We start from the raw sequence: 19,867 nt of genomic DNA on the forward strand, positions 1-19,867 counted from the left end.
GGCCAGTCCAGGCTGTCCGGGGCCAGTCCAGGCTGTCCGGGGCCAGTCCAGGGCCAGTTCATGCCGGGCCGGGGCTGTGCCGGCCGGGGCTATGCCGGCCCGGCCGGGCCGGGCTGTGCCGGCCGGGCCGGGCCGCCGGCCTGTGCTCACGGATCGATCGAGGAGGCGGGGACGGTGAGGACGACCGGCTCGCCGTCGTCGGCGAACGGCGGCGCCGGGCTGTCGGCGACCGCGAACTGGGTGCGGTAGAGCTCGGCGTACAGGCCGCCGGCGGCGACCAGCTGGGTGTGGGTGCCGCGCTCGACGATGCGGCCGGCGTCGAGGACCAGGATCTGGTCGGCGTCGCGCACCGTGGAGAGCCGGTGCGCGATCACCAGCGCGGTGCGGCCCTCCAGCGCCACGGACAGCGCGCGCTGCACGGCCGCCTCGGACTCGCTGTCCAGGTGCGCGGTGGCCTCGTCCAGGATCACGATGGACGGCTGCTTGAGCAGCAGCCGGGCGATGGCGATGCGCTGCTTCTCGCCGCCGGAGAAGCGGTATCCCCGCTCCCCCACCACGGTGTCCAGGCCGTCCGGCAGCGCGCGCACCAGGCCCTCGACCTGAGCGCCGCGCAGGGCCGCCCACAGCTGCTCGTCGGTGGCGCCGGGGCGGGCGTATCGCAGGTTCTCCGCGATCGTCTCGTGGAACAGGTGGGAGTCCTGGGTGACCACGCCGATGGTGTCGCGCAGCGAGTCCAGCGTGGCGTCCCGCACGTCGACGCCGCCGATCAGCACCGCGCCGCCGCTCACGTCGTAGACCCGGGACACCAGCATCGACGTGGTCGACTTGCCGGCGCCGGACGGGCCGACCAGCGCGACCATCTGCCCCGGCTCGACGGTGAAGTCGACGCCGTCGAGCACCGGCGCGTTCTCGGTGCGCTCCAACGTGGTCACGTCCTCCAGCGTGGCCAGCGACACCTCGTCCGCGCTGGGATACCGGAACCGCACGTCGCGGAACTCCAGCCGGCCGGCGCCGGCCGGGACCGGGCGGGCGTCCGGCCGCTCCTCGATGCCGGGCCGCAGGTCGAGCACCTCGAACACCCGGTCGAAGGAGACCAGCGCGCTCATCACGTCGACCCGCACGTTGCTGAGCGCGGTGAGCGGACCGTACAGCCGGGTGAGCAGCAGGGCCAGCGTGACGACGGTGCCGGCGGTGACGCTGCCGGTGACCGCGAGCCAGCCGCCCAGGCCGTAGGTCAGCGCCTGGGCGAGCGACGCGACCAGCAGCATCGCGACGAAGAAGGTGCGGGAGAACATGGCCTGCTGGACGCCGATGTCGCGGACCCGCTCGGCGCGCTCGCCGAACCGCTGCGCCTCCACGTCGGGCCGGCCGAACAGCTTCACCAGCAGCGCACCCGAGACGTTGAACCGCTCGGTCATGGTCGCGTTCATCTTGGCGTCGAGGTTGTACGACTCGCGGGTGATCTCGGCCAGCTTCTTGCCGACCCGCCGGGCCGGGATCACGAACAGCGGCAGCATGAGCAGCGACAGCACGGTGATCTGCCAGGACAGGGTGACCATCACGGCGGCGGTGAGCACCAGCTGGATGACGTTGCTGACCACGCCGGACAGCGTCGAGGTGAACGCGCGCTGGGCGCCGGTGACGTCGTTGTTCAGCCGGCTCACCAGGGCGCCGGTCTGGGTGCGGCTGAAGAACTGCAGCGGCATCCGCTGGACGTGGTCGTAGACCCGGGTGCGCAGGTCCAGGATGATGCCCTCGCCGATCCGGGCCGAATACCACCGCTGGGCGAGCGACAGCAGCGCGTCCACCACGGCCAGGCCGGCGATCATCAGGGCCAGCCGGACCACCAGCGCGGCGGCGCCGGCGTCGCCGCTGGTGATGGCGTTGATGACGTGGCCGGCCAGCACCGGTGTGGCCACCCCGATCCCTGCCGCGAGCACGACGGTGACCAGGAAGACGGTGATGTCCCGGCGGTACGGCCGGGCGAACGCCACGATCCGGCGGGTGGTGCCCCGGCTCAGGCGGTGCTGGGTGACCTTGTCCGCGTCGCGGATCGAGCGCAACATCGTCCAGCCGGTGCCGCCGGACATGCCTGGACCCATCGGTTACCTCCCGGGTGTCAGGCCCAAGTGTGCCCAACGGGTATGACAACCTCGGGAGGTAAGGCGGGTATTCCGGAATACTCCTTACTCGCCGATGCCGGACAGGTCGCGCAGCCGCCGGGTCTGCGCCTCGCGTTCGGCTCGGTCCTGATCCGGGTACGACCGCTCGGAAGCGCCGCTGACCAGCGCCTTGATCTCGGCTACCGCGCCGGGCGGAGCGTCCAGCACCGCGGCGGCCAGGTCGGCCACCGCACCCTTCAGGTCCGCGGCCGGCACCACCGCGGTGGCCAGGCCGAGCCGGTCGGCCTCGGCCGCCGTGAGCGTGCGCCCGGTCAGGCAGATCTCCAGCGCCCGGGACGGCCCGACCAACTCGGCGAGGCGCTTGGTGCCACCCAGATCGGGTACGAGGCCGAGCGTCACCTCGGCCATCGAGAATCGCGCATCATCCGCCAGCACTCGCATGTCGCAGTTCAACGCGAGCTGAAATCCGGCGCCGATCGCATGCCCCTGTACCGCCGCGATCGTCACCAGCGAAGGACCGCGCAGCCACGTGAACGCCGACTGGAAGCCGGCTATCCGTTCGGCGCACTCTTCCGGCGACAAGCGCGAGAGAGTGGCGAGCGAAGAATCGCCGTCGCCGCGCGCAACCGACAGATCGAGACCGGCGGAAAATGCGCGTCCCGCGCCCCGGACAATGACGACTCGCACGTCGCCCGGCAATTTCCGGGAAATGTTGGCCAGCTCAGCCCACATCGCCGGAGTCTGTGCATTGAGCACATCGGGCCGGTACAGCGACACCGTCGCGACCGGCCCGTCGATGTCGAGGCGAACCCCCGCCTCATCGGCTGCGCTGCTGCTCGTCACGCCTTCTTACGGCGCCGGGCGCCGCCGCGCTGGCGGAGCTGGACGCCGGACTCGGTGAGCACCCGGTGCACGAATCCGTACGACCGTCCGGTCGAAGCGGCCAACGCGCGAATGCTCTCGCCAGAGGTGTAACGCTTGACCAGATCCTTGGCAAGCGTCTGCCGCTCGCTTCCGACGATTCGGCGACCCTTCTCAGTGCTGGTGGCTGTGCCGGTGGCTGCCATGCTGTTTCCTCACGTCCCAGACTGTGCGGTTCGGTACGGTCCCACCTATTAGACCGCCTCCAACGATCATGCGCTAGGGATCTGGCACCAGCCAACGTGCCCATTTATCACTGTCAGGAACCTGACGATGACGAGTGGCATCAATGCCGGACAGTTAACCGCGACTTGTCGGCGAGTACGCGCACGACAGGATCGGCTCCGATGGCCGGCGGAACGGCTCACCGGCGGCGAACCGCCAAGACCGTCGATCACCTGCACAAACATCGACAGGGCAGCAACCCTACGGGTTAGTAACTCTGAGTCGACCGAACACTCACGGTAAGGATACGGCGATGACCGAACGGACACACGGTGGCCGGGAAAGTCCGATTTGCGGTGCCCGGAAGCGCCCCGAACACGCCTGCGTCCGGGCAGAAAATCGCACTGTCTGTGTGGTGGCCGGTTGACAACCCAACGATGCCCATGATCCTGGATCAAGCGGGCCAAATCAGGCCAGCTCCACCAGTTCCAGCAGATCGTCGCTCCACGCGTCCTCGTCGCCGTCGGGCAGCAGGATGGCCCGGTCCGGCTTCAGCGCCTGCACCGCGCCCGCGTCGTGGGTCACCAGCACGATGGCACCCGGGTAGTTGGCGATGGCGTCCAGCACCTGCTCCCGGCTGACCGGGTCGAGGTTGTTGGTGGGCTCGTCGAGCAGCAGCACGTTGGCGCCGGAGCAGACCAGCGTGGCCAGTGCCAGCCGGGTCTTCTCACCGCCGGAGAGCACGCCGGCCGGCTTCTCCACGTCGTCGCCGGAGAAGAGGAACGCACCGAGGATCTTGCGCAGGTCGGTGTCGGTCTGGTCGGCCGCCGCACTGCGCATGTGCTCCAGCACGGAACGGTCGACGTCCAGCGTCTCGTGCTCCTGGGCGTAGTAGCCCAGCCGCAGGCCGTGGCCCGGCCGCACCTCGCCGGTGTCCGGCTCCAGCAGGCCGCCGAGGATGCGCAGCAAGGTGGTCTTGCCGGCGCCGTTGAGACCCAGGATGGCGACCCGCGACCCGCGGTCCACGGCCACGTCCACGTCCGTGAAGATCTCCAGCGAGCCGTACGACTTGGAGAGGCCGGACGCGGTGAGCGGGGTCTTGCCACACGGCGCCGGGCTGGGGAACTTGACCTTCGCCACCTTGTCGGAGGTGCGTACCTCCTCCAGCCCGCTCAGCAACCGCTCGGCGCGCCGGGCCATGTTCTGCGCGGCCACCGTCTTGGTCGCCTTGGCCCGCATCTTGTCGGCCTGCGCCATCAGCGCGCCGGCCTTCTTCTCCGCGTTGGCGCGCTCGCGCCGGCGCCGGCGCTCGTCGGTCTCGCGCTGTTCCAGGTAGGTCTTCCAGCCGACGTTGTAGACGTCGGCGACGGCCCGGTTGGCGTCCAGATACCACACCTTGTTGACCACCGCGTCGAGCAGCGAGACGTCGTGGCTGATCACCACGAGACCGCCCTTGTGCTGGGCCATGTAGCCGCGCAGCCAGGTGATCGAGTCGGCGTCCAGGTGGTTGGTGGGCTCGTCGAGCAGCAGCGTGCCCTGGCCGTTCTGGCCGGAGTTCTGGAACAGGATCCGGGCCAGCTCGATGCGCCGCCGCTGACCGCCGGAGAGGGTGCCGATGGTCTGGGCCAGCGCCCGGTCCGGCAGGCCCAGGTTGGCGCAGATCCGGGCCGCCTCGGCCTCGGCGGCGTACCCGCCCAGGCTGGCGAACTGGTCCTCCAGCGTGCCGTACCGCCGGATCAGTTTCTCGTCGGCGCTCTCCTCCAGCCGCACCTCGAGCTTCTGCATCTCGGAGAGCAGGGTGTCCAGCCCGCGCGCGGAGAGCACCCGGTCGCGGGCCGTGACGTTCAGGTCGCCGGTACGCGGGTCCTGCGGCAGGTAGCCCACCTCGCTGCGGCGGTCCACCGCGCCGGCATACGGCTGGCCCTCGCCGGCGAGCACCTTGAGCGTGGTGGTCTTGCCCGCTCCGTTGCGGCCGACCAGGCCGATCCGGTCGCCGGGCTGCACCCGCAGGGTGGTCGGCGACAGCAGGATCCGGGAGCCGGCACGCAATTCGAGTCCGGTTGCGGTGATCATGGGAAGCTTTCTCGCTCTCGCAGGCAGAGGGGCTGACTCAGGGCACACGAACGCGCCGGCCGTCAACGACGGTCGGCGCGGGGCGGGTCAGCCTTCGCAGAGCAGCACCCGACTAGTGTACCGGGCGCCCGGTACGGACCCCCACCCGATTAACCGGCAAGATCAACGGGTACACGCGGGGAACCCCGGCCAGTGGCGAGCGAGGACGACATGGAACTGAACGAGAACGCCAAGATCGACACCAGTCAGATCGACGACCAGCGTTCCGGCGGTGGTGGCGGCGGCGGACTCGGCGGCCTGCCCATCGGCGGCGGCGGCCTGACCGGGATCGTGGTCAGCCTGCTGCTGGCCGTGGTCGGCGGGTACTTCGGCATCAATCAGCTCGGCGGCGACGGCGGCGGCACCCAGAGCGGCGACAACACCACGCTGTCCCAGGAGTGTGCGCAGACCGACCGGATCAAGCAGATGGACTGCCGCAACGTGCTCTACGTCAACTCGATCCAGGACTACTGGGTGGACGCGCTGCCGCAGTCGTTCGGCACCACGTACGAGCCGGCCAAGACGGTCTTCTTCTCCAACGCCGTACGCACCAAGTGCGGCAACGCGGACTCCGGCGTCGGCCCCTTCTACTGCCCCGCCGACGACCGCATCTACATCGACCTGGCCTTCTACCGCACGCTGGCCGAGCAGCTCGGCGCGCCGGGCGAGTTCGCCCAGCCGTACGTGGTCGCCCACGAGTACGGCCACCACGTGCAGGACCTGCTCGGCACCGAGGCGGAGATGCGCCGCCAGCAGGAACGGGACCCGGCCGCGGCGAACCGGCTGTCGGTCCGGCTGGAGCTGCAGGCCGACTGCTACGCGGGCGCCTGGGCACGCAACGCCACCGGCACCGACGACGGCAGCGGCCAGAAGATCTTCAAGAGCATCACCGACCAGGACATCCAGGAGGGCCTGGACACCGCCGCCAAGATCGGTGACGACGCGCTCCAGGAGCGCAGCGGCGGCACGATCAACCCGGCCGAGTTCACCCACGGCAGCTCCGCGCAGCGCCAGCAGTGGTTCCGGACCGGCTACGACAGCGGCGACCCCAAGTCCTGCGACACCTTCCGCGGCGGCGCCGTGTCGTAACGGGCCCCCTCGGGCCGCGGCACTGTGACGCGCGTCGGTCGGCTCAATTCGGAGAGTTTCGAGCCGATGACTTAGAGTATGAGAAAGCTACCGGTCGGGTCCGGGACGAGCAGCCTGGACGACGCCACCGCCGCCGGGACCGCCGCCGCCCACACCGCGATGGCCGGCCTGAACGGCGCGGATCCCGGCCTCGTCATCGTGTACGCCTCGATCCGCTACGACCTGACCGAGCTGCTGGCCGCGGTCCGTGCCGTCACCGGGGACACTCCGCTGGTCGGCGCCACCACCGCCGGACAGTTCTCCGACGGCGAGTTCCTGCCGCCGGGAACCTCGGTGAGCGTGCTGGTGCTCGGTGCCGGTGTCTACCGGTTCGCCACCGCGTCGGTCGGCGGCATCAGCGCCGACACCATGACGGCCGGCCACGACCTGGCCCGGCAGGCGGTCGACGCGGCCGGCCCCGAACCCACCCCGCACGGCGCGGTGCTCGTCCTGGCCGACGGCATGGCCGGGGACATGCAGGGGCTGCTGACCGGCATCTACCGGGTCACCGGGGCGGCGGTCCCGGTGGTCGGCGGGGCGGCGGGCGACGACCGTACCTTCTCCGGATCGTTCGTCCTGCACGACGACAAGGTGATCGCCGACGGCGCGGTGGCCGTGTGGATCGGCTCCGACCGGCCGCTCCACGTCGTCTCCGGCCACGGCTGGCAGGCACACGGCCTGCCGATGCTGGTCACCCGGGTGGAGGGGCAGGTGGTCCACGAGATCGACGGACGCCCCGCCGCCGAGCTCTACAACGAGGCGATCCGGAGCGGGTACGCGGAGCGGAAGGTGCCCGAGGGCGCCCGCGGCGACTGGTTCACCAAGCACTCGTTCGGCCTGATCGAGCCGGACGGGACCCAGCTCATCCGCGGCGGATTCCTGGACGACGAGGGCCAGGTCCGGACGTTCACGCCGTTGCCCGAATACTGCGCCGTGCAGATCGTCTCGGCCAACCCGGACGACCTCCTCGACATCAGCGAGCAGGTGGTCGCGGACGCGCTGAGCGATCTCGACGACGCCGCCGTGATGCTGACGTTCAGCTGCATCGCCCGGATGGACATGTTCACCGAACGCGAGGACGAGGAAGCCGTCAAACTGCAGAAGGCCGCCGGGCCGGTCTCGACGTTCGGGTTCTACACCTACGGCGAGTTCGCCCGCACCACCGGCGTCGCCGGTTACCACAACGCCACCATCACCGCCCTCGCGCTGTAGCGCGCCGTCAGTAGGGAACACCATGTCCGGTACGACGCGTCCGGCGTCGGCGGAGTCCGCCGACCGGCTCAAGGAGCAGCTGACGGCCGCCGTGGCGGCCGCGGGCGACGCCTACCGGCACACGTCGCGGCTGATCCGGGTGCTCACCGTGCTCGGCCAGCCCTCCTCGCCGACCGAACTGGTCGAGCAGACGCTGGTCGTGCTGTCCCAGGTCTACGCCGCCGACGTGACGGCCACCGCCCGGCTGGTGGCCGGCCGGCTGCAGCTGACCGGGGCGTGCGGCATTCCGGAGGACGACCCGGCGTACACCGAGGGCTGGCCGCTGGCCGGTGCCGCGGAGGCGGCCGTCACGACCGGCCGGGCGGTCGCCCGCACCGGCGCCGCGCTGGACCCGGCCACCGACGTACCCCCGTCCCTGACCGGTCTGGCACCGCGCTCCGCGGTCTGGGTCCCGGTCGGCGAACCGGGCGCGATGGACGAGTTGCTGATCATGTTCCGGGCCGACGACGCCGGCTTTCCCCCCACCGACCTGCCGGTCCTGGGCTCGGTGGCGTCCCGGCTCCGGCTCGCGGTGGAGGCGCGGCGGCGCAGCGCGTCGGCGGAGACGCTGGCCGCCTTCGGTCACCGGCTCACCAGCCGGCTCGACCTGACCTCGCTGCTCGACGAGGCCGCCCGGCTGTTGCCGATGCTGGTCGACGCGGAGGACGCCGGCGTGATGACGGTCCGCGACGGGACGGCCAGCCTGTGCGCGGTCACCCGGCCGGTGGATCCGCCCGGCGACTTCACGGCGGTTCCGGCGGAGAAGATGTGGGGCTGGGCCAGCCTGGTCTCCGGCGAGCCGTACGCCGGGGTGCATCAGGAGTTCGGCGTGCACGGCTCGGTGCTCGGCGTGCCGGTGATGCGCGACGGTTCGCCGGCCGCCGTCCTCTACGCCTTCCGCCGCGACCGCACCCCGTTCCGCCGGGACGCGATCGAGTCGGCGAAGATCTTCGGCAACTACGTCGGCGCCGCCATGACGAACGCCGAGCTGTACCTGGCCCTCGGCGAGAGCGAGAACTCGCTGCGCCTGATCACCGACGCGATCAGCGACCTGATCGCGGTCGTGGACGACACCGGACGATTCGTGTACGCGTCCCCGTCGCACGAGCGGGAACTCGCCCTGCCGCCGGGCCGCCTGCTCGGCACCGCGGTGGCCGGCCTCGCCCACCCCGACGACCGGCCCGCGGTCGTGGCCGCCCTGGCCGACCCGGCGCACGCGCCGAAGGTGGAGTACCGCCTGCGCACCGGCCGGGACACCTGGGTCTGGGTGGAGAGCGCGCTGCGCCCGATGCCCGCCGACGACACCGTGGTGCTGTCCTCCCGGGTCATCGACGAACGCCGCCGGCTCGAGGACGAACTGCGCCAGCGCGCCACCCATGACCCGCTGACCGGGCTGGCCAACCGCGCGCTGACCGCGGACCGACTGGACGGGGCGCTCACCCGCGCCTCCGCCGGCGACCACGTCGGCCTGCTCTTCTGCGACCTGGACAAGTTCAAGGAGGTCAACGACCGGCTCGGTCACGAGGCCGGCGACGAGTTGCTGGTGCAGGCGGCGGACCGGTTGCGCGGCTGCGTACGCCGGGAGGATCTGCTGGCCCGGTTCGGCGGCGACGAGTTCGTCATCCTGCTGGACGGCATCACCGACCTGACCGACGTGCTGGAGATCGGTGACCGGGTGGTGCGCGCCCTGGAGACGCCGTTCTCGCTGCTCGGCGAGCGGGTGGAGATCTCGGTCAGCGTCGGCGGCGTGCTCGGCGTCCGGGGCCAGGCCAACGCCACCACCATGCTGCGCGACGCCGACGCCGCCATGTACGCGGCCAAGAACGCCGGCCGCGGCCGGGTCGAGGTGTTCGACGACGACGCCTCGCACCGCAGCCTGGACCGTCTGGAACTGCGTTCCGACCTGAACCAGGCGGTGGCCCGGGGCGAACTGATCGTCCACTACCAGCCGATCGTGGAGCTGAGCACCAACCGGATCACCGGGTTCGAGGCGCTCTGCCGGTGGCAGCACCCGCGGCGCGGCCTGATCCAGCCGGACGACTTCATCCCGCTGGCCGAGGAGACCGGGGCGATCATCGGGATCGGCGAGTGGGTGCTCCGGGAGGCGTGCCGGCAGCTCGTCGAGTGGCAGCGGATGCCCGGCGGACAGCAGCTGCGGATCAGCGTGAACCTGTCCGCGGTGCAGCTGCAGCAGCCGGACGCGGCCAACCGCACCCTGGACGCGATCACGGCGACCGGCGTACGCCCGTCGGACGTGTGGCTGGAGATCACCGAACACAGCTCGATCCGCGCGGACGTGACCGAGTTCGCCACCACGCTCCGCGACGCCGGGGTGCACTTCGCGCTGGACGACTTCGGCATCTCGTACTCCAGCCTCAGTCACCTCAAACGACTGCCGGTGGAGATCCTGAAGATCGACCGCTCGTTCGTGGCCGGCCTGCCGGCCACGGACACCGACCGCGGCATCGTCCGCGCGGTGCTGGCCATCGCCGACTCGCTGGGCCTGGCCGTGGTCGCCGAGGGCATCGAGACCGCGGAGCAGTGCGCCGACCTGCTGACCCTGAACTGCCGGCAGGGCCAGGGCTTCCTGTTCGCCCAGCCGATGCCCCCGGACGAGGCCACCGCGCTGCTGGTCACCGGGCTGCCGGCGCCGGTCGCGGGCGTGTTCGTCAGCGCGGCCTAGCGTGCCCCCGTTACTCTGCCGGCTCCGGCGTACCCCGTCGCCAGGCCGCCCTCTGCCCGCACCGCGAGCCTGGCCGCCGAGCGTCCCCGGCGGCCGGCCCGCGCCCGGTCAGGAATCCGTTCCGGTCAGGACTTCGTGGCCATGGAGTAGTTCACCAGATCGCCCTGGACGTAGCATTCCTTGGCGTCGTATCGGCTGAACCTCGTGGTGGACACGGTCGGGCCGCCGACCACCTCGGCCCAGCACTGCCAGCCGTAGAGCGAGTCGGCCCGCACATCGAAGACCTCCGACTTGCCGACCGCCCAATTACCGCTACAGACCCGGTCGACGTCCGTCTGGACGCAGACGTTGGCGATCAGATGGGCGAATTGCGACAACCGGAACCGGTAACCGTTGACGCATGACTGGTACCGGTGCCGACGACCGTCGCCGGTCAGGCCGGCGTACCGGCCGGGTCCAGCCCTACCTGGCTAACTGGCCGGGTCGCGGACCAGGATCTGGACGGCCCGGGCCTGGGCGATCGCCGCCAGCAGGACCGCGTGCCGGGGTTCCGGCACGTCCAGGAACCGGTCGTCACGCAACGCGGCGAGCGGCGCCAGTTCGCGCGCCTCCAGGACCGCGTCCACCGCCGCCCGGTCGCCGCCGGTGACGAGCGCGCGCAGTGTCCGTACCTCCGGGAGGAGAATGCGCCCCGCGATGGCCGCGCCGTCCGCCGTGGCGGCCCGGGCCTGATTGTCACGCCGGCGCGCGAAGCGCTGCTGGGACCAGCCGCCCGCCGCGGTGCGGCCCTGCACATAATGCGTGTCGACCTTGGACGAGGTCAGCCCGCCGCCGTACGCGACACCGGCCGCCACCGCTCCCTTGCGGACCAGCAGCAGCCCGATCCGGCGGGCCTGCGGCGCGATCTCCACCAGGCCGTCCACGTCGCCGACCGGCGGCGCACCCGGTGGCGGCGTCAGCGTGGCGGTGGCGCCGTCCGCCGCGGTGAGGGTGAGCCCGTCCGCGGTCCACGGCCCGTGCCGGGTGGCGAAGTTGGCCAGCCACCGGGACAGGCGCTCGGGCGCCACGTCGACCCACCGGCCACCGCCCGCCGCCGGCCGTCCCCCGCCGCCCTTCACCCTGCCGCACCCCTCGCCGTCGTGATCTGCTCCCCCGGAGGATAGGCGCACGATGTCCCGCCCGGATGTGTCGCACCCCGGTGGCATGATGCCGGCATGACGGAGGTGGCGCGGCCGCTCGCTGACGAGGTGCTCGCCCGGCTCACCCGGCTGTTCGACCATGCCCGCGACCCGGCGCGCGCCGCCGAGCAGTCGGCGTACATGCGGGACCAGTTCCCCTTCCTCGGCCTGAGCGCGGCCACCCAGCGCGCACTCGCCCGCTCCGCCCTCACCGGTCTGTCCCGGCCGGCCGAGGACGACCTGCGCACCGTGGCGCTGGCCTGCTGGGACCGCCCGGAACGCGAATACCAGTCCTTCGCCTGCGACTGGCTGCGTACCCACGTCGCCGTGCCCGGTCCCGGCTTCCTGGAGACGGTGCGCGCGCTGATCACCACGAAATCCTGGTGGGACACCGTCGACCCGCTCGCCACCCGAGTGGTCGGCGGCCTGGTCAAGCGGCACCCGCGGCTGATCACCCGGATGGATGCCTGGTCCGCCGACGACAACCTGTGGCTGGTCCGCACCGCACTGCTGCACCAGTTGCACTACGGCCCGGAGACCGACACCGAGCGGCTGTTCCGCTACTGCACCCGGCAGGCCGGGCACCGCGACTTCTTCATCCGCAAGGCGATCGGCTGGGCGCTCCGGCAGTACGCCCGCACCGACCCCGAGGCGGTGCGGCGGTATGTTGCCCGCCACCGCGGTGAGCTGTCCCCGCTGTCGGTGCGCGAGGCCGGCAAACACCTCTGACGGGCGGCCCCGGTCGTCCGGCACCGCGGACTAGAGGATCTGGACGGCCAGCACCGCGATCACCGCGCTCGACACCAGGGCGGTGATCAGACGTCCGCGCTCGCCGGTCAGCAGCCGCCCGACCAGCGACCCCCCGCCCGCGATCAGCAGTTGCCAGCTCGCCGACGCGAGGAACGCCCCGGCCACGAACCAGAAACCGCCTCCGGCGACCCCGCGCCCCAGCACCAGGGCCGCGAAATACACCACGGTCGCCGGGTTGAGCAGAGTCAACCCCAAGATCCCGAGGTACGCCCGGAGCGCGGTGGTCGGCCGCTCCGGGCGTTCCGGGGCGCGGTGCCTCCGCCGGATCGCCCCGACCGCGGTGTACCCGGCGAGCCCCACCAGCACCGCCGCGGCCACCCACCGCAGCGGCGTGGCGATCGGGGCGATCAGGCCGGCGAGCGCCGCCCCGCCGAGCACGGCGACCAGCGCGTACACCCCGTCCGCGGTAGCCGCGCCGAGACCGGCGGCCGCGCCGACCCGCAGGGACGTCCGGGCGCTCAGGCCGGCGATCAGCACGGCGATCGCCCCCACGGGCACGGCGATGCCATAGCCGGCGACGACGCCGGCCAGAAACGCCGCGCTCACGGCAGCTGGTGAACGACCGCCGTTCCACCGACGCGCTTCTGCTGTCGGGCGGCCCGGTGGCCGGCGACGACAGGAACAGCGCGGACGATTCTCGGTGTGGTCACCAGGTGATGATGCGGGCCGGGCGCAGCCCGTGCCAGCGAAATTCGGCCCGTCCGGCCGGTCGCCCTCCCTGGCATCCCGGTCCGGACACGCTGCACCCGCATTCCCGCGACGCCACCGCCCGGGCGCCGGCCTCCACACCGGCCACCGGCCACCAGCCACCAGCCGCCGACACCTGCGGCTCACCGGCCCACCGCCACCGGCGGCTCACCGGCCCACCGCCACCGGCGGCTCACCGGCCCACCGCCAAGGCGGCCCACCGACCCACCGACCCACCGACTCACCGACCCACCGACCCACCGACTCACCGACTCACCGACTCACCGACTCACCAACACGGTCCCGTGCCCCACGCCTGCGACGGCACCTGGCGTCCATGGTCGATCCACGGGGAACGTGCGCTTTTCGGGCGCCGGTGCGGCCGGATAAGGTTCGGCATCATGGGGGTCGTCGCCGAACTGATTCTGATCCGGCACGGGCAGAGCGCCGCCAACGTGGCGTTTCCCGAAGCGGACGCGGCCGGGCTGCTGGAGTCGGGGCTGACCGGCCGGGACACCGATGTCGCACTCACCGATCTGGGCCGCGCGCAGGCCACCGCCGTGGGTCGCTGGCTGGCCGACCTGCCGGCACCGCGGCGGCCCGAGGTGGTGATCACGTCGCCGTACCTGCGGGCCCGGGAGACGTGGCGCATCGCGGCCGAGGCGTCCGGGCTGCCGTTTCCCACGCCGGCCACCGATGACCGGCTGGTCGACCGGCTGCTCGGCGATCTGGAGATGATGACCCGGGCGGCGATCGAGCAACGGTTCCCGGACGAGGGAACGCGACGCTCGGAGGCCGGCGAGCATCGGTACCGGCCGCCGAACGGTGAGTCGTTCGCGGACATCGAGGTGCGGCTCCGGTCGTTCCTCGACGACCTGAACCGCGACCACGCCGGGCAGCGCGTCGTCGTGGTGGCCCACGACGCGGTGGTGCTCATGATGCGGGCCGTGATCGAGCGGCTCGACTGGGCCGGGGTGGTGGAGGTGTCGGCGGGCAACAGCGTGCGGAACGCGTCGATCACCCGCTTCGACGGCGCCTCGGGTCGGCTGGTGCTGGACGTCTACAACTCGGTCGCCCACCTGCCGGCGGAGGCGCTGCCACCCGGCGTGCCCAGCGCCGCTCCCGACCAGGCCGCACCACCCGACGCCGCGGCCTGACCGGACCGGACCGAGCCGGACCAAGCCGGACCGGGGCCGAACCAAGCCGGACCGGGGCCGAACCAAGCCGGACCGGGGCCGAACCAGGACCGGACCAAGGACCGGACCAAGGACCGGACCAGGGTCGGACCAGGGCCGGACCAGGGCCGGATGGGCCGCCGGACCGGGCCGCCGGACCGGACCGGCAGCGGTCATTCGGTCTCGGTCCAGTCCCGCAGTTGCCGCGCCACCTCGGCGTCGCCGTCGATGCGGAGCCTGCTCAGCGGAATCCGCTTGTACAGCGCGAGCACCAGGTCGCTCGCAGAACCGTGGAGCGTCGTCACCGCGGCCCCGCCAGCGGCCGGGGACAGCTTGGCGCCGTCGGGCGTGAGGTCCACCGTCCACGCCGGACCCTCGACGGCCCGGAACGCCACGCGGGCCGGGCGGTGCGGCCAGGCTCCGAGCACACCGAGGCTGACGACCAGGAACTCGGACATGCTGTCGACGGCCTCGGCGGCCGGCAGTGGCTCCGGTTTGCCGATCGTCTCCTGTGCGTCGTACGCATGGACGGCCGCCTCCTGCACCTGGTGCCGGGCCACCGCCCCGGACGTCTGCGGCGCGTCGGACGCACCCCACCACGTCCAGCTGGGGGCGTCGGGCCCGGCCTCGCGGAGGGCGGCGAGCAGCAGCCGGGTGGACTCGCCGAACCAGTCGAGCAGGTCGCCGTGCGGGGTGCGGTCGCCGATGGCCTCGGGCGACGGCGGTCCCCCGGCGTCGGCGGCGCGCACCGTGGCGGCCCAGAAGCGCTGCACCTCGCCCAGATGGACGACGAGGTCGCGCAGCGTCCAGTCGGGGCAGCCGGGGACGCGCGCCTCCAGGTCGGGCGCGGCGGCGGCCGCGTCCCGCAGCGCGGCCGACCGGTCGTCGATCAGGGACAGCAGGGCGGGAAACTGCGGGACGTCACTCATGCGAAGTGTCTACCAGCGAGGTACGACAAAAGACCCGCGACGGTCCGGCCGGTGAGCCGGGGCCGTCGCGGGTCTGCGGTCGGACGTCGGTCAGACGTTGAAGCCGAGCGACCGCAGCTGGTCGCGGCCCTCGTCGGTGATCTTGTCGGGGCCCCACGGCGGCAGCCACACCCAGTTGATCCGGAAGTCCTTCACCAGGCCACCGCCCGGACCGGTGGTCAGCGCCTGCCGGGTCTGGTCCTCGATGACGTCGGTCAGCGGGCACGCCGCCGAGGTCAGCGTCATGTCCAGGGTGGCGATGTTGTCGTCGTCGACGTGCGTGCCGTAGACCAGGCCGAGGTCGACGACGTTGATGCCGAGTTCGGGGTCCACGACGTCCTTCATCGCTTCCTCGACGTCGGCGATGGCGGCCTTCGTGACCGGTCCACCGTCGGAGGCGGCAGACTCGGTGGACTCGCTGGCAGAGGTCGCGGACCCGGCAGCGGCGGCAGCGGCGGTAGCGGCGGTAGCGGCGGATTCGGCTGCCTCCTCGGCCTTGACCTCCTCAGCCAGTTCAGCCTTCCAGGCGGGCTCGGCGGAACCCGCACCGGCCGGCGCCGCAGACCCAGCCGCATCGTTGGGACGGGCCACATCGACCTCGGGCGACGTCGCGTCGTCCGGACCCGCGGTCGCGGCCGCGTCGGAAGCGATCTCTTCGATGGTCCTGTCGGTCATGCGATGTCTCCTTCGGCGTGGCCTTCCGGCCCTGGCTTCGCTGCACTGCGGACGATCACGCCGTCACCTCGGGGCTCACGCCGACGCCGGCGCGCACCGCGGCGTCCTTGAACGCCATCCACGGCAGCAGCGCGCACTTGACCCGGGCCGGGTAGCGCGCCACGCCGGCGAAGGCCACCGCGTCACCGAGGACGTCCTCGTCGGGCTCGACCTGGCCGCGGCCCTGCATCAGCTCCACGAAAGCCTCGTGTACGCGGAACGCGGCGGCCGGGTCGAGGCCGGTGAGCTGGTCGTGCAGCACGGACGCGGACGCCTGGCTGATCGAGCAGCCCATGCCGTCGTACGAGATGTCGGAGAGATCGGTGGTGACCCGGATGGTGATCTCGTCGCCGCAGGTGGGGTTCACGTGGTGTGCCTCGCCGCCGAACGGCGAACGCAGCCCGCGCCCGTGCGGGTGCTTGTAATGGTCCAGGATGATCTCCTGGTAGAGCTGGTCCATCATCAGCCGAACACCCTCCGCACCTGCTCGATGCCGCGCGCCAGCGCGTCGATCTCGTCGGTCGTCGTGTACAGGTAGAACGACGCCCGGGTCATCGCCGCCACGCCGAACCGCGCACACACCGGCCGGGCGCAGTGGTGACCCACTCTCACCTGAACACCGAGATCGTCCAGAATCTGCCCGACGTCGTGCGGGTGGATGCCGTCCACGTCGAACGACACCGTGCCGCCGCGCCCCTCCGGGGTGCCGAGGCCGAACACCCGCACACCGGGCAGGTCGGCGAGCGTCTTCAGCGCGTACCCGGTGATCTCCTGTTCGTGCCGGTGGATCTCGTCCATGCCGATCGCGGACAGGTAGTCGACCGCCGCGCCCAGGCCGATCGCCTCGGTGATCGGCGGCGTGCCGGCCTCGAAGCGGGCCGGCGGCGCCGCGAACGTGGTGTGTTCCAGCGTGACCGTCTCGATCATCGAACCGCCGCCGAGGAACGGCGGCAGGTCGGCCAGCACCGCGCCCCGCCCCCAGAGCACGCCGATGCCGGTGGGGCCGACCATCTTGTGCCCGGTGAACGCGATGAAGTCGGCGCCGAGCGCGGAGACCGAGAGGGGCAGATGGGGTACGGACTGCGAGCAGTCCAGCAGCACCAGCGCGCCGACCTGGTGAGCCCGGGCGACGATCCGCGACACGTCGTTGATCGTGCCGAGGATGTTCGACATGTGCACCAGCGAAACGATCTTCGTGCGCTCGTTGACCAGCTCGTCCAGCGTCGACTCGTCGAGCCGGCCGTCGTCGGTGACGCCGAACCAGCGCAGCGTCGCGCCGGTACGCCGGCACAGCAGCTGCCACGGGACGATGTTGGAGTGGTGCTCCATCTCGGAGATGACGATCTCGTCGCCCGGCCCGACGCCAAGCATCTCGCCCGCGGAGTGCGCCACCAGGTTGAGCGCCTCGGTGGAGTTCTTGGTGAACACGACCTCGTCCGGCGACGCGGCGCCGATGAACGTGGCGACCTTGGCGCGGGCGTCCTCGTACGCGGCGGTCGACTCGGTGCCCAGCGTGTGCACCGAGCGCGAGACGTTGGCGTTGTGCTGTTCGGCGTGCGCGCGCATGACGTCGAGCACCTGCACCGGCTTCTGCGAGGTGTTGGCGCTGTCCAGGTAGACCAGCGGATGCCCGTTGATCTCCCGGCCCAGGATCGGGAAGTCCGCACGGACCCTGGCGACGTCGAAGGAACTCATGCCGTAGCGCCCGCCTTCTCCACGAACTCGGCGTAGCCGGACGTCTCCAGCTGCTCGGCCAGCTCCGGGCCACCCTGGCGGACGATCTTGCCGGCCACGAAGACGTGCACGAAGTCCGGCTTGATGTAGCGCAGGATCCGGGTGTAGTGGGTGATCAGCAGCAGGCCGGTGTCGCCGGTCTCGCGTACCCGGTTGACGCCCTCGCTGACCACCCGCAGGGCGTCGATGTCCAGGCCGGAGTCGGTCTCGTCGAGGATCGCGACCTTCGGCTTGAGCAGTTCGAGCTGCATGATCTCGTGCCGCTTCTTCTCGCCGCCGGAGAAGCCCTCGTTGACGTTGCGCTGGGCGAACGCCGGGTCCATGTGCAGCTTCTCCATGGCGCCGCGCAGCTCGCCGGCCCAGGTGCGCAGCTTCGGCGCCTCGCCGTCGATCGCGGTCTTCGCGGTACGCAGGAAGTTCGCCACCGAGACGCCGGGGACCTCGACCGGGTACTGCATGGCCAGGAACAGACCGGCCCGGGCACGCTCGTCGACGGTCATCGCCAGCACGTCGTCGCCGTCCAGCGTGACCGTGCCGCCGGTGATCTCGTACTTCGGGTGGCCGGCGATGGAGTAGGCCAGGGTGGACTTGCCGGAGCCGTTGGGGCCCATGATGGCGTGCGTCTCGCCCGCCTTCACGGTCAGGTCGACGCCGGCCAGGATCGGCTTGAGCTGCCCGTCGGGCAGCTTGACCGACACCTGCAGGTCGTGGATCTCCAGGGTGCTCACGGCATAACTCCATTGCTCGGGGTCGAAGAGACGTAGATGTCGCCGTCGCGGATCTCGACGGGGAAGGTCGCCACCGGTTCGGTGGCGGGAAGGCCGCTGGGTTCGCCGGTACGCAGGTCGAAGCGCGAGCCGTGCAGCCAGCACTCGAGCGTGCAGCCGTCGACCTCGCCCTCGGAGAGCGCGATCGCCGCGTGGCTGCACTCGTCCCGGACGGCGTAGAAGTTGTCGTCGTCGGCGTGCACGATCGCGATGTCGACGCCGCCGACCTCGGTGGTGATCACGCTGCCCTTGCCGACGTCACCCGCCGGCCCGACCCGCTCGAAGCTCATGAGCCCGCCTTCACCAGCCGGGCCTCGATCGCGTCGCCCAGGCGCTCGCGCAGCTCCTCGACCGGGATCTTGTTGATCAGCTCCGCGAAGAAGCCACGGACCACGAGCTTGCGGGCCTCGCCCTCGGGGATGCCGCGGGCCATCAGATAGAACAGCTGCTCGTCGTCGAACCGGCCGGTGGCGCTGGCGTGCCCGGCGCCCGCGACCTCACCGGTCTCGATCTCCAGGTTCGGCACCGAGTCGGCGCGCGCTCCGTCGGTGAGCAGCAGGTTCCGGTTGATCTCGTACGTCTCGGTGCCGGTGGCGGCGGCCCGGATGTGCACGTCGCCCACCCAGACGGTGTGCGCGGACCGGCCCTGCAGCGCGCCGCGGTAACCGACGTAGCTGCGGCAGTCCGGCACGCCGTGGTCGACCAGCTGGCGGTGCTCGAAGTGCTGGCCGGCGTCCGCGAAGTACAGGCCGTACAGCTCGGCGTCGCCACCGCGGCCGGCGTACTCGACGCTGGTGAACTGGCGTACCAGATCCCCGCCGAGCGCCACCTGCACGTGGGTGACCTTCGCGTCCCGCCCGACCCGCAGTTTGACGTGCTGGGCCTGCACCGCGTCGTCCGCCCAGTTCGCAATGGTGACCAGGGTGAGCTGGGCACCGTCGGCGACCGTGACCTCCAGGTTGTCGGCCAGCGTGGCGGAGCCCAGCTGCTCGATCACCAGAACGGCGTTGGCGAAGCGCCCGACCTTGACGAAGGTGCGCGCGTACGAGGCGGCGTCGGTGCCCTGCCCGGTCACCCGGACCAGCGCCGGCGCGTCCGGCACCGCGTCCTCGGCCACCTCGATGAGGGTGACGTCGGTCGCCGCGCCGTACGCCAGCGCGCTGATCCGGTCGAACGGGGTGAGCACGTTCTCCACCGAGGCCGCGTCGACCTGCCGCGCGGTCACGCCGGCCGGCAGGTTGGCGTAGTCCACGCCGACCTGCTTGCCGGTGCCGCCGGTCGCGGTGACCAGCTCCCGCAGCCGCTTGAGCGGGGTGAAGCGCCACTCCTCCTCCAGGCCGTTCAGGGCCGGGAAGTCGGTGACGTCGAAGGAACGCAGCACCTGCGACTTGGTGCTCGGGGGTGCCATGGCCTCGGTAGTCATCTCGTCCTTGTTCTCAGGGTGTGCAGGA

The 19,867-nt window shown here is 71.6% G+C and carries 19 protein-coding genes; 5 read left to right on the plus strand and 14 right to left on the minus strand.

The features are described 5' to 3' along the window. Positions 1 to 146: 146 nt before the first annotated feature. The 4 genes from LDL48_RS05075 to LDL48_RS05090 form a co-directional block, all read right to left on the minus strand. Positions 147 to 2,090 (minus strand): ABC transporter ATP-binding protein, encoded by a 1,944-nt coding sequence (locus tag LDL48_RS05075; protein ID WP_225253818.1) that lies wholly within the window; start codon positions 2,088 to 2,090, stop codon positions 147 to 149. A gap of 96 nt (positions 2,091 to 2,186) precedes the next feature. Continuing rightward, complete coding sequence (locus tag LDL48_RS05080; protein ID WP_225253819.1) at positions 2,187 to 2,966, minus strand: enoyl-CoA hydratase/isomerase family protein; 780 nt, start codon at positions 2,964 to 2,966, stop codon at positions 2,187 to 2,189. Then, positions 2,963 to 3,190, minus strand: coding sequence for a helix-turn-helix domain-containing protein (locus tag LDL48_RS05085; protein WP_015620263.1), 228 nt, complete (start codon positions 3,188 to 3,190; stop codon positions 2,963 to 2,965). The genes LDL48_RS05080 and LDL48_RS05085 overlap by 4 nt, the downstream gene beginning before the upstream one ends. A gap of 487 nt (positions 3,191 to 3,677) precedes the next feature. Next, the gene (locus tag LDL48_RS05090) at positions 3,678 to 5,282 is read right to left on the minus strand and encodes an ABC-F family ATP-binding cassette domain-containing protein (protein WP_225253820.1); all 1,605 of its coding nucleotides are present in this window, start codon (positions 5,280 to 5,282) and stop codon (positions 3,678 to 3,680) included. Between the two features lie 210 nt (positions 5,283 to 5,492). Between LDL48_RS05090 and ypfJ the strand changes: the two genes are divergently transcribed. The 3 genes from ypfJ to LDL48_RS05105 all read left to right on the plus strand — a co-directional run bounded on the left by ypfJ (position 5,493) and on the right by LDL48_RS05105 (position 10,383). Beyond that, complete coding sequence (gene ypfJ / locus LDL48_RS05095) at positions 5,493 to 6,410, plus strand: KPN_02809 family neutral zinc metallopeptidase (protein WP_225253821.1); 918 nt, start codon at positions 5,493 to 5,495, stop codon at positions 6,408 to 6,410. A gap of 78 nt (positions 6,411 to 6,488) precedes the next feature. After that, the gene (locus tag LDL48_RS05100; RefSeq protein ID WP_225253822.1) at positions 6,489 to 7,661 is read left to right on the plus strand and encodes an FIST signal transduction protein; all 1,173 of its coding nucleotides are present in this window, start codon (positions 6,489 to 6,491) and stop codon (positions 7,659 to 7,661) included. 22 nt (positions 7,662 to 7,683) lie between these two features. Beyond that, positions 7,684 to 10,383 carry a putative bifunctional diguanylate cyclase/phosphodiesterase gene (locus LDL48_RS05105; RefSeq protein ID WP_225253823.1) on the plus strand — a complete coding sequence of 900 codons (2,700 nt, stop codon included), beginning with the start codon at positions 7,684 to 7,686 and terminating at the stop codon, positions 10,381 to 10,383. A 125-nt stretch (positions 10,384 to 10,508) separates the two neighbouring features. On the opposite strand, the gene LDL48_RS05110 is transcribed toward LDL48_RS05105, so the two are convergent. Continuing rightward, positions 10,509 to 10,760, minus strand: coding sequence for a hypothetical protein (locus LDL48_RS05110; RefSeq protein ID WP_225253824.1), 252 nt, complete (start codon positions 10,758 to 10,760; stop codon positions 10,509 to 10,511). A 93-nt stretch (positions 10,761 to 10,853) separates the two neighbouring features. Next, positions 10,854 to 11,450 carry an acVLRF1 family peptidyl-tRNA hydrolase gene (locus LDL48_RS05115; RefSeq protein ID WP_225253825.1) on the minus strand — a complete coding sequence of 199 codons (597 nt, stop codon included), beginning with the start codon at positions 11,448 to 11,450 and terminating at the stop codon, positions 10,854 to 10,856. Positions 11,451 to 11,597: 147 nt separating this feature from the next. Between LDL48_RS05115 and LDL48_RS05120 the strand changes: the two genes are divergently transcribed. Further along, positions 11,598 to 12,290 (plus strand): DNA alkylation repair protein, encoded by a 693-nt coding sequence (locus LDL48_RS05120; protein ID WP_225253826.1) that lies wholly within the window; start codon positions 11,598 to 11,600, stop codon positions 12,288 to 12,290. 30 nt (positions 12,291 to 12,320) lie between these two features. Here the strand turns inward: LDL48_RS05120 and LDL48_RS05125 are convergent, their stop codons facing one another. After that, on the minus strand, positions 12,321 to 12,917 hold the full coding sequence (locus LDL48_RS05125) for a LysE family transporter (RefSeq protein WP_225253827.1): 597 nt from the start codon (positions 12,915 to 12,917) through the stop codon (positions 12,321 to 12,323). Positions 12,918 to 13,459: 542 nt separating this feature from the next. On the opposite strand from LDL48_RS05125, the gene LDL48_RS05130 reads away from it, so the two are divergent. Further along, positions 13,460 to 14,215 (plus strand): histidine phosphatase family protein, encoded by a 756-nt coding sequence (locus tag LDL48_RS05130; RefSeq protein WP_225253828.1) that lies wholly within the window; start codon positions 13,460 to 13,462, stop codon positions 14,213 to 14,215. 191 nt (positions 14,216 to 14,406) lie between these two features. Here the strand turns inward: LDL48_RS05130 and LDL48_RS05135 are convergent, their stop codons facing one another. The 7 genes from LDL48_RS05135 to sufD all read right to left on the minus strand — a co-directional run bounded on the left by LDL48_RS05135 (position 14,407) and on the right by sufD (position 19,839). Further along, positions 14,407 to 15,162, minus strand: coding sequence for a maleylpyruvate isomerase family mycothiol-dependent enzyme (locus LDL48_RS05135; RefSeq protein WP_225253829.1), 756 nt, complete (start codon positions 15,160 to 15,162; stop codon positions 14,407 to 14,409). A gap of 90 nt (positions 15,163 to 15,252) precedes the next feature. Continuing rightward, entirely contained in the window at positions 15,253 to 15,714 is a 462-nt protein-coding gene (locus LDL48_RS05140) for a metal-sulfur cluster assembly factor (protein WP_225254119.1), read from the minus strand. Positions 15,715 to 15,931: 217 nt separating this feature from the next. Next, positions 15,932 to 16,381 (minus strand): Fe-S cluster assembly sulfur transfer protein SufU, encoded by a 450-nt coding sequence (gene sufU / locus LDL48_RS05145; RefSeq protein WP_225254120.1) that lies wholly within the window; start codon positions 16,379 to 16,381, stop codon positions 15,932 to 15,934. Next, the gene (locus tag LDL48_RS05150) at positions 16,378 to 17,610 is read right to left on the minus strand and encodes a cysteine desulfurase (RefSeq protein ID WP_225253830.1); all 1,233 of its coding nucleotides are present in this window, start codon (positions 17,608 to 17,610) and stop codon (positions 16,378 to 16,380) included. The genes sufU and LDL48_RS05150 overlap by 4 nt, the downstream gene beginning before the upstream one ends. Then, the gene (sufC, locus tag LDL48_RS05155) at positions 17,607 to 18,377 is read right to left on the minus strand and encodes a Fe-S cluster assembly ATPase SufC (protein WP_225253831.1); all 771 of its coding nucleotides are present in this window, start codon (positions 18,375 to 18,377) and stop codon (positions 17,607 to 17,609) included. The genes LDL48_RS05150 and sufC overlap by 4 nt, the downstream gene beginning before the upstream one ends. Continuing rightward, positions 18,374 to 18,706 carry a non-heme iron oxygenase ferredoxin subunit gene (locus LDL48_RS05160; RefSeq protein WP_225253832.1) on the minus strand — a complete coding sequence of 111 codons (333 nt, stop codon included), beginning with the start codon at positions 18,704 to 18,706 and terminating at the stop codon, positions 18,374 to 18,376. The genes sufC and LDL48_RS05160 overlap by 4 nt, the downstream gene beginning before the upstream one ends. Continuing rightward, entirely contained in the window at positions 18,703 to 19,839 is a 1,137-nt protein-coding gene (gene sufD / locus LDL48_RS05165) for a Fe-S cluster assembly protein SufD (RefSeq protein ID WP_225253833.1), read from the minus strand. The genes LDL48_RS05160 and sufD overlap by 4 nt, the downstream gene beginning before the upstream one ends. Positions 19,840 to 19,867 lie beyond the last annotated feature (28 nt).

This window comes from Jidongwangia harbinensis, assembly GCF_020216025.1.
Taxonomy (GTDB): Bacteria; Actinomycetota; Actinomycetes; order Mycobacteriales; family Micromonosporaceae; genus Actinoplanes; species Actinoplanes harbinensis.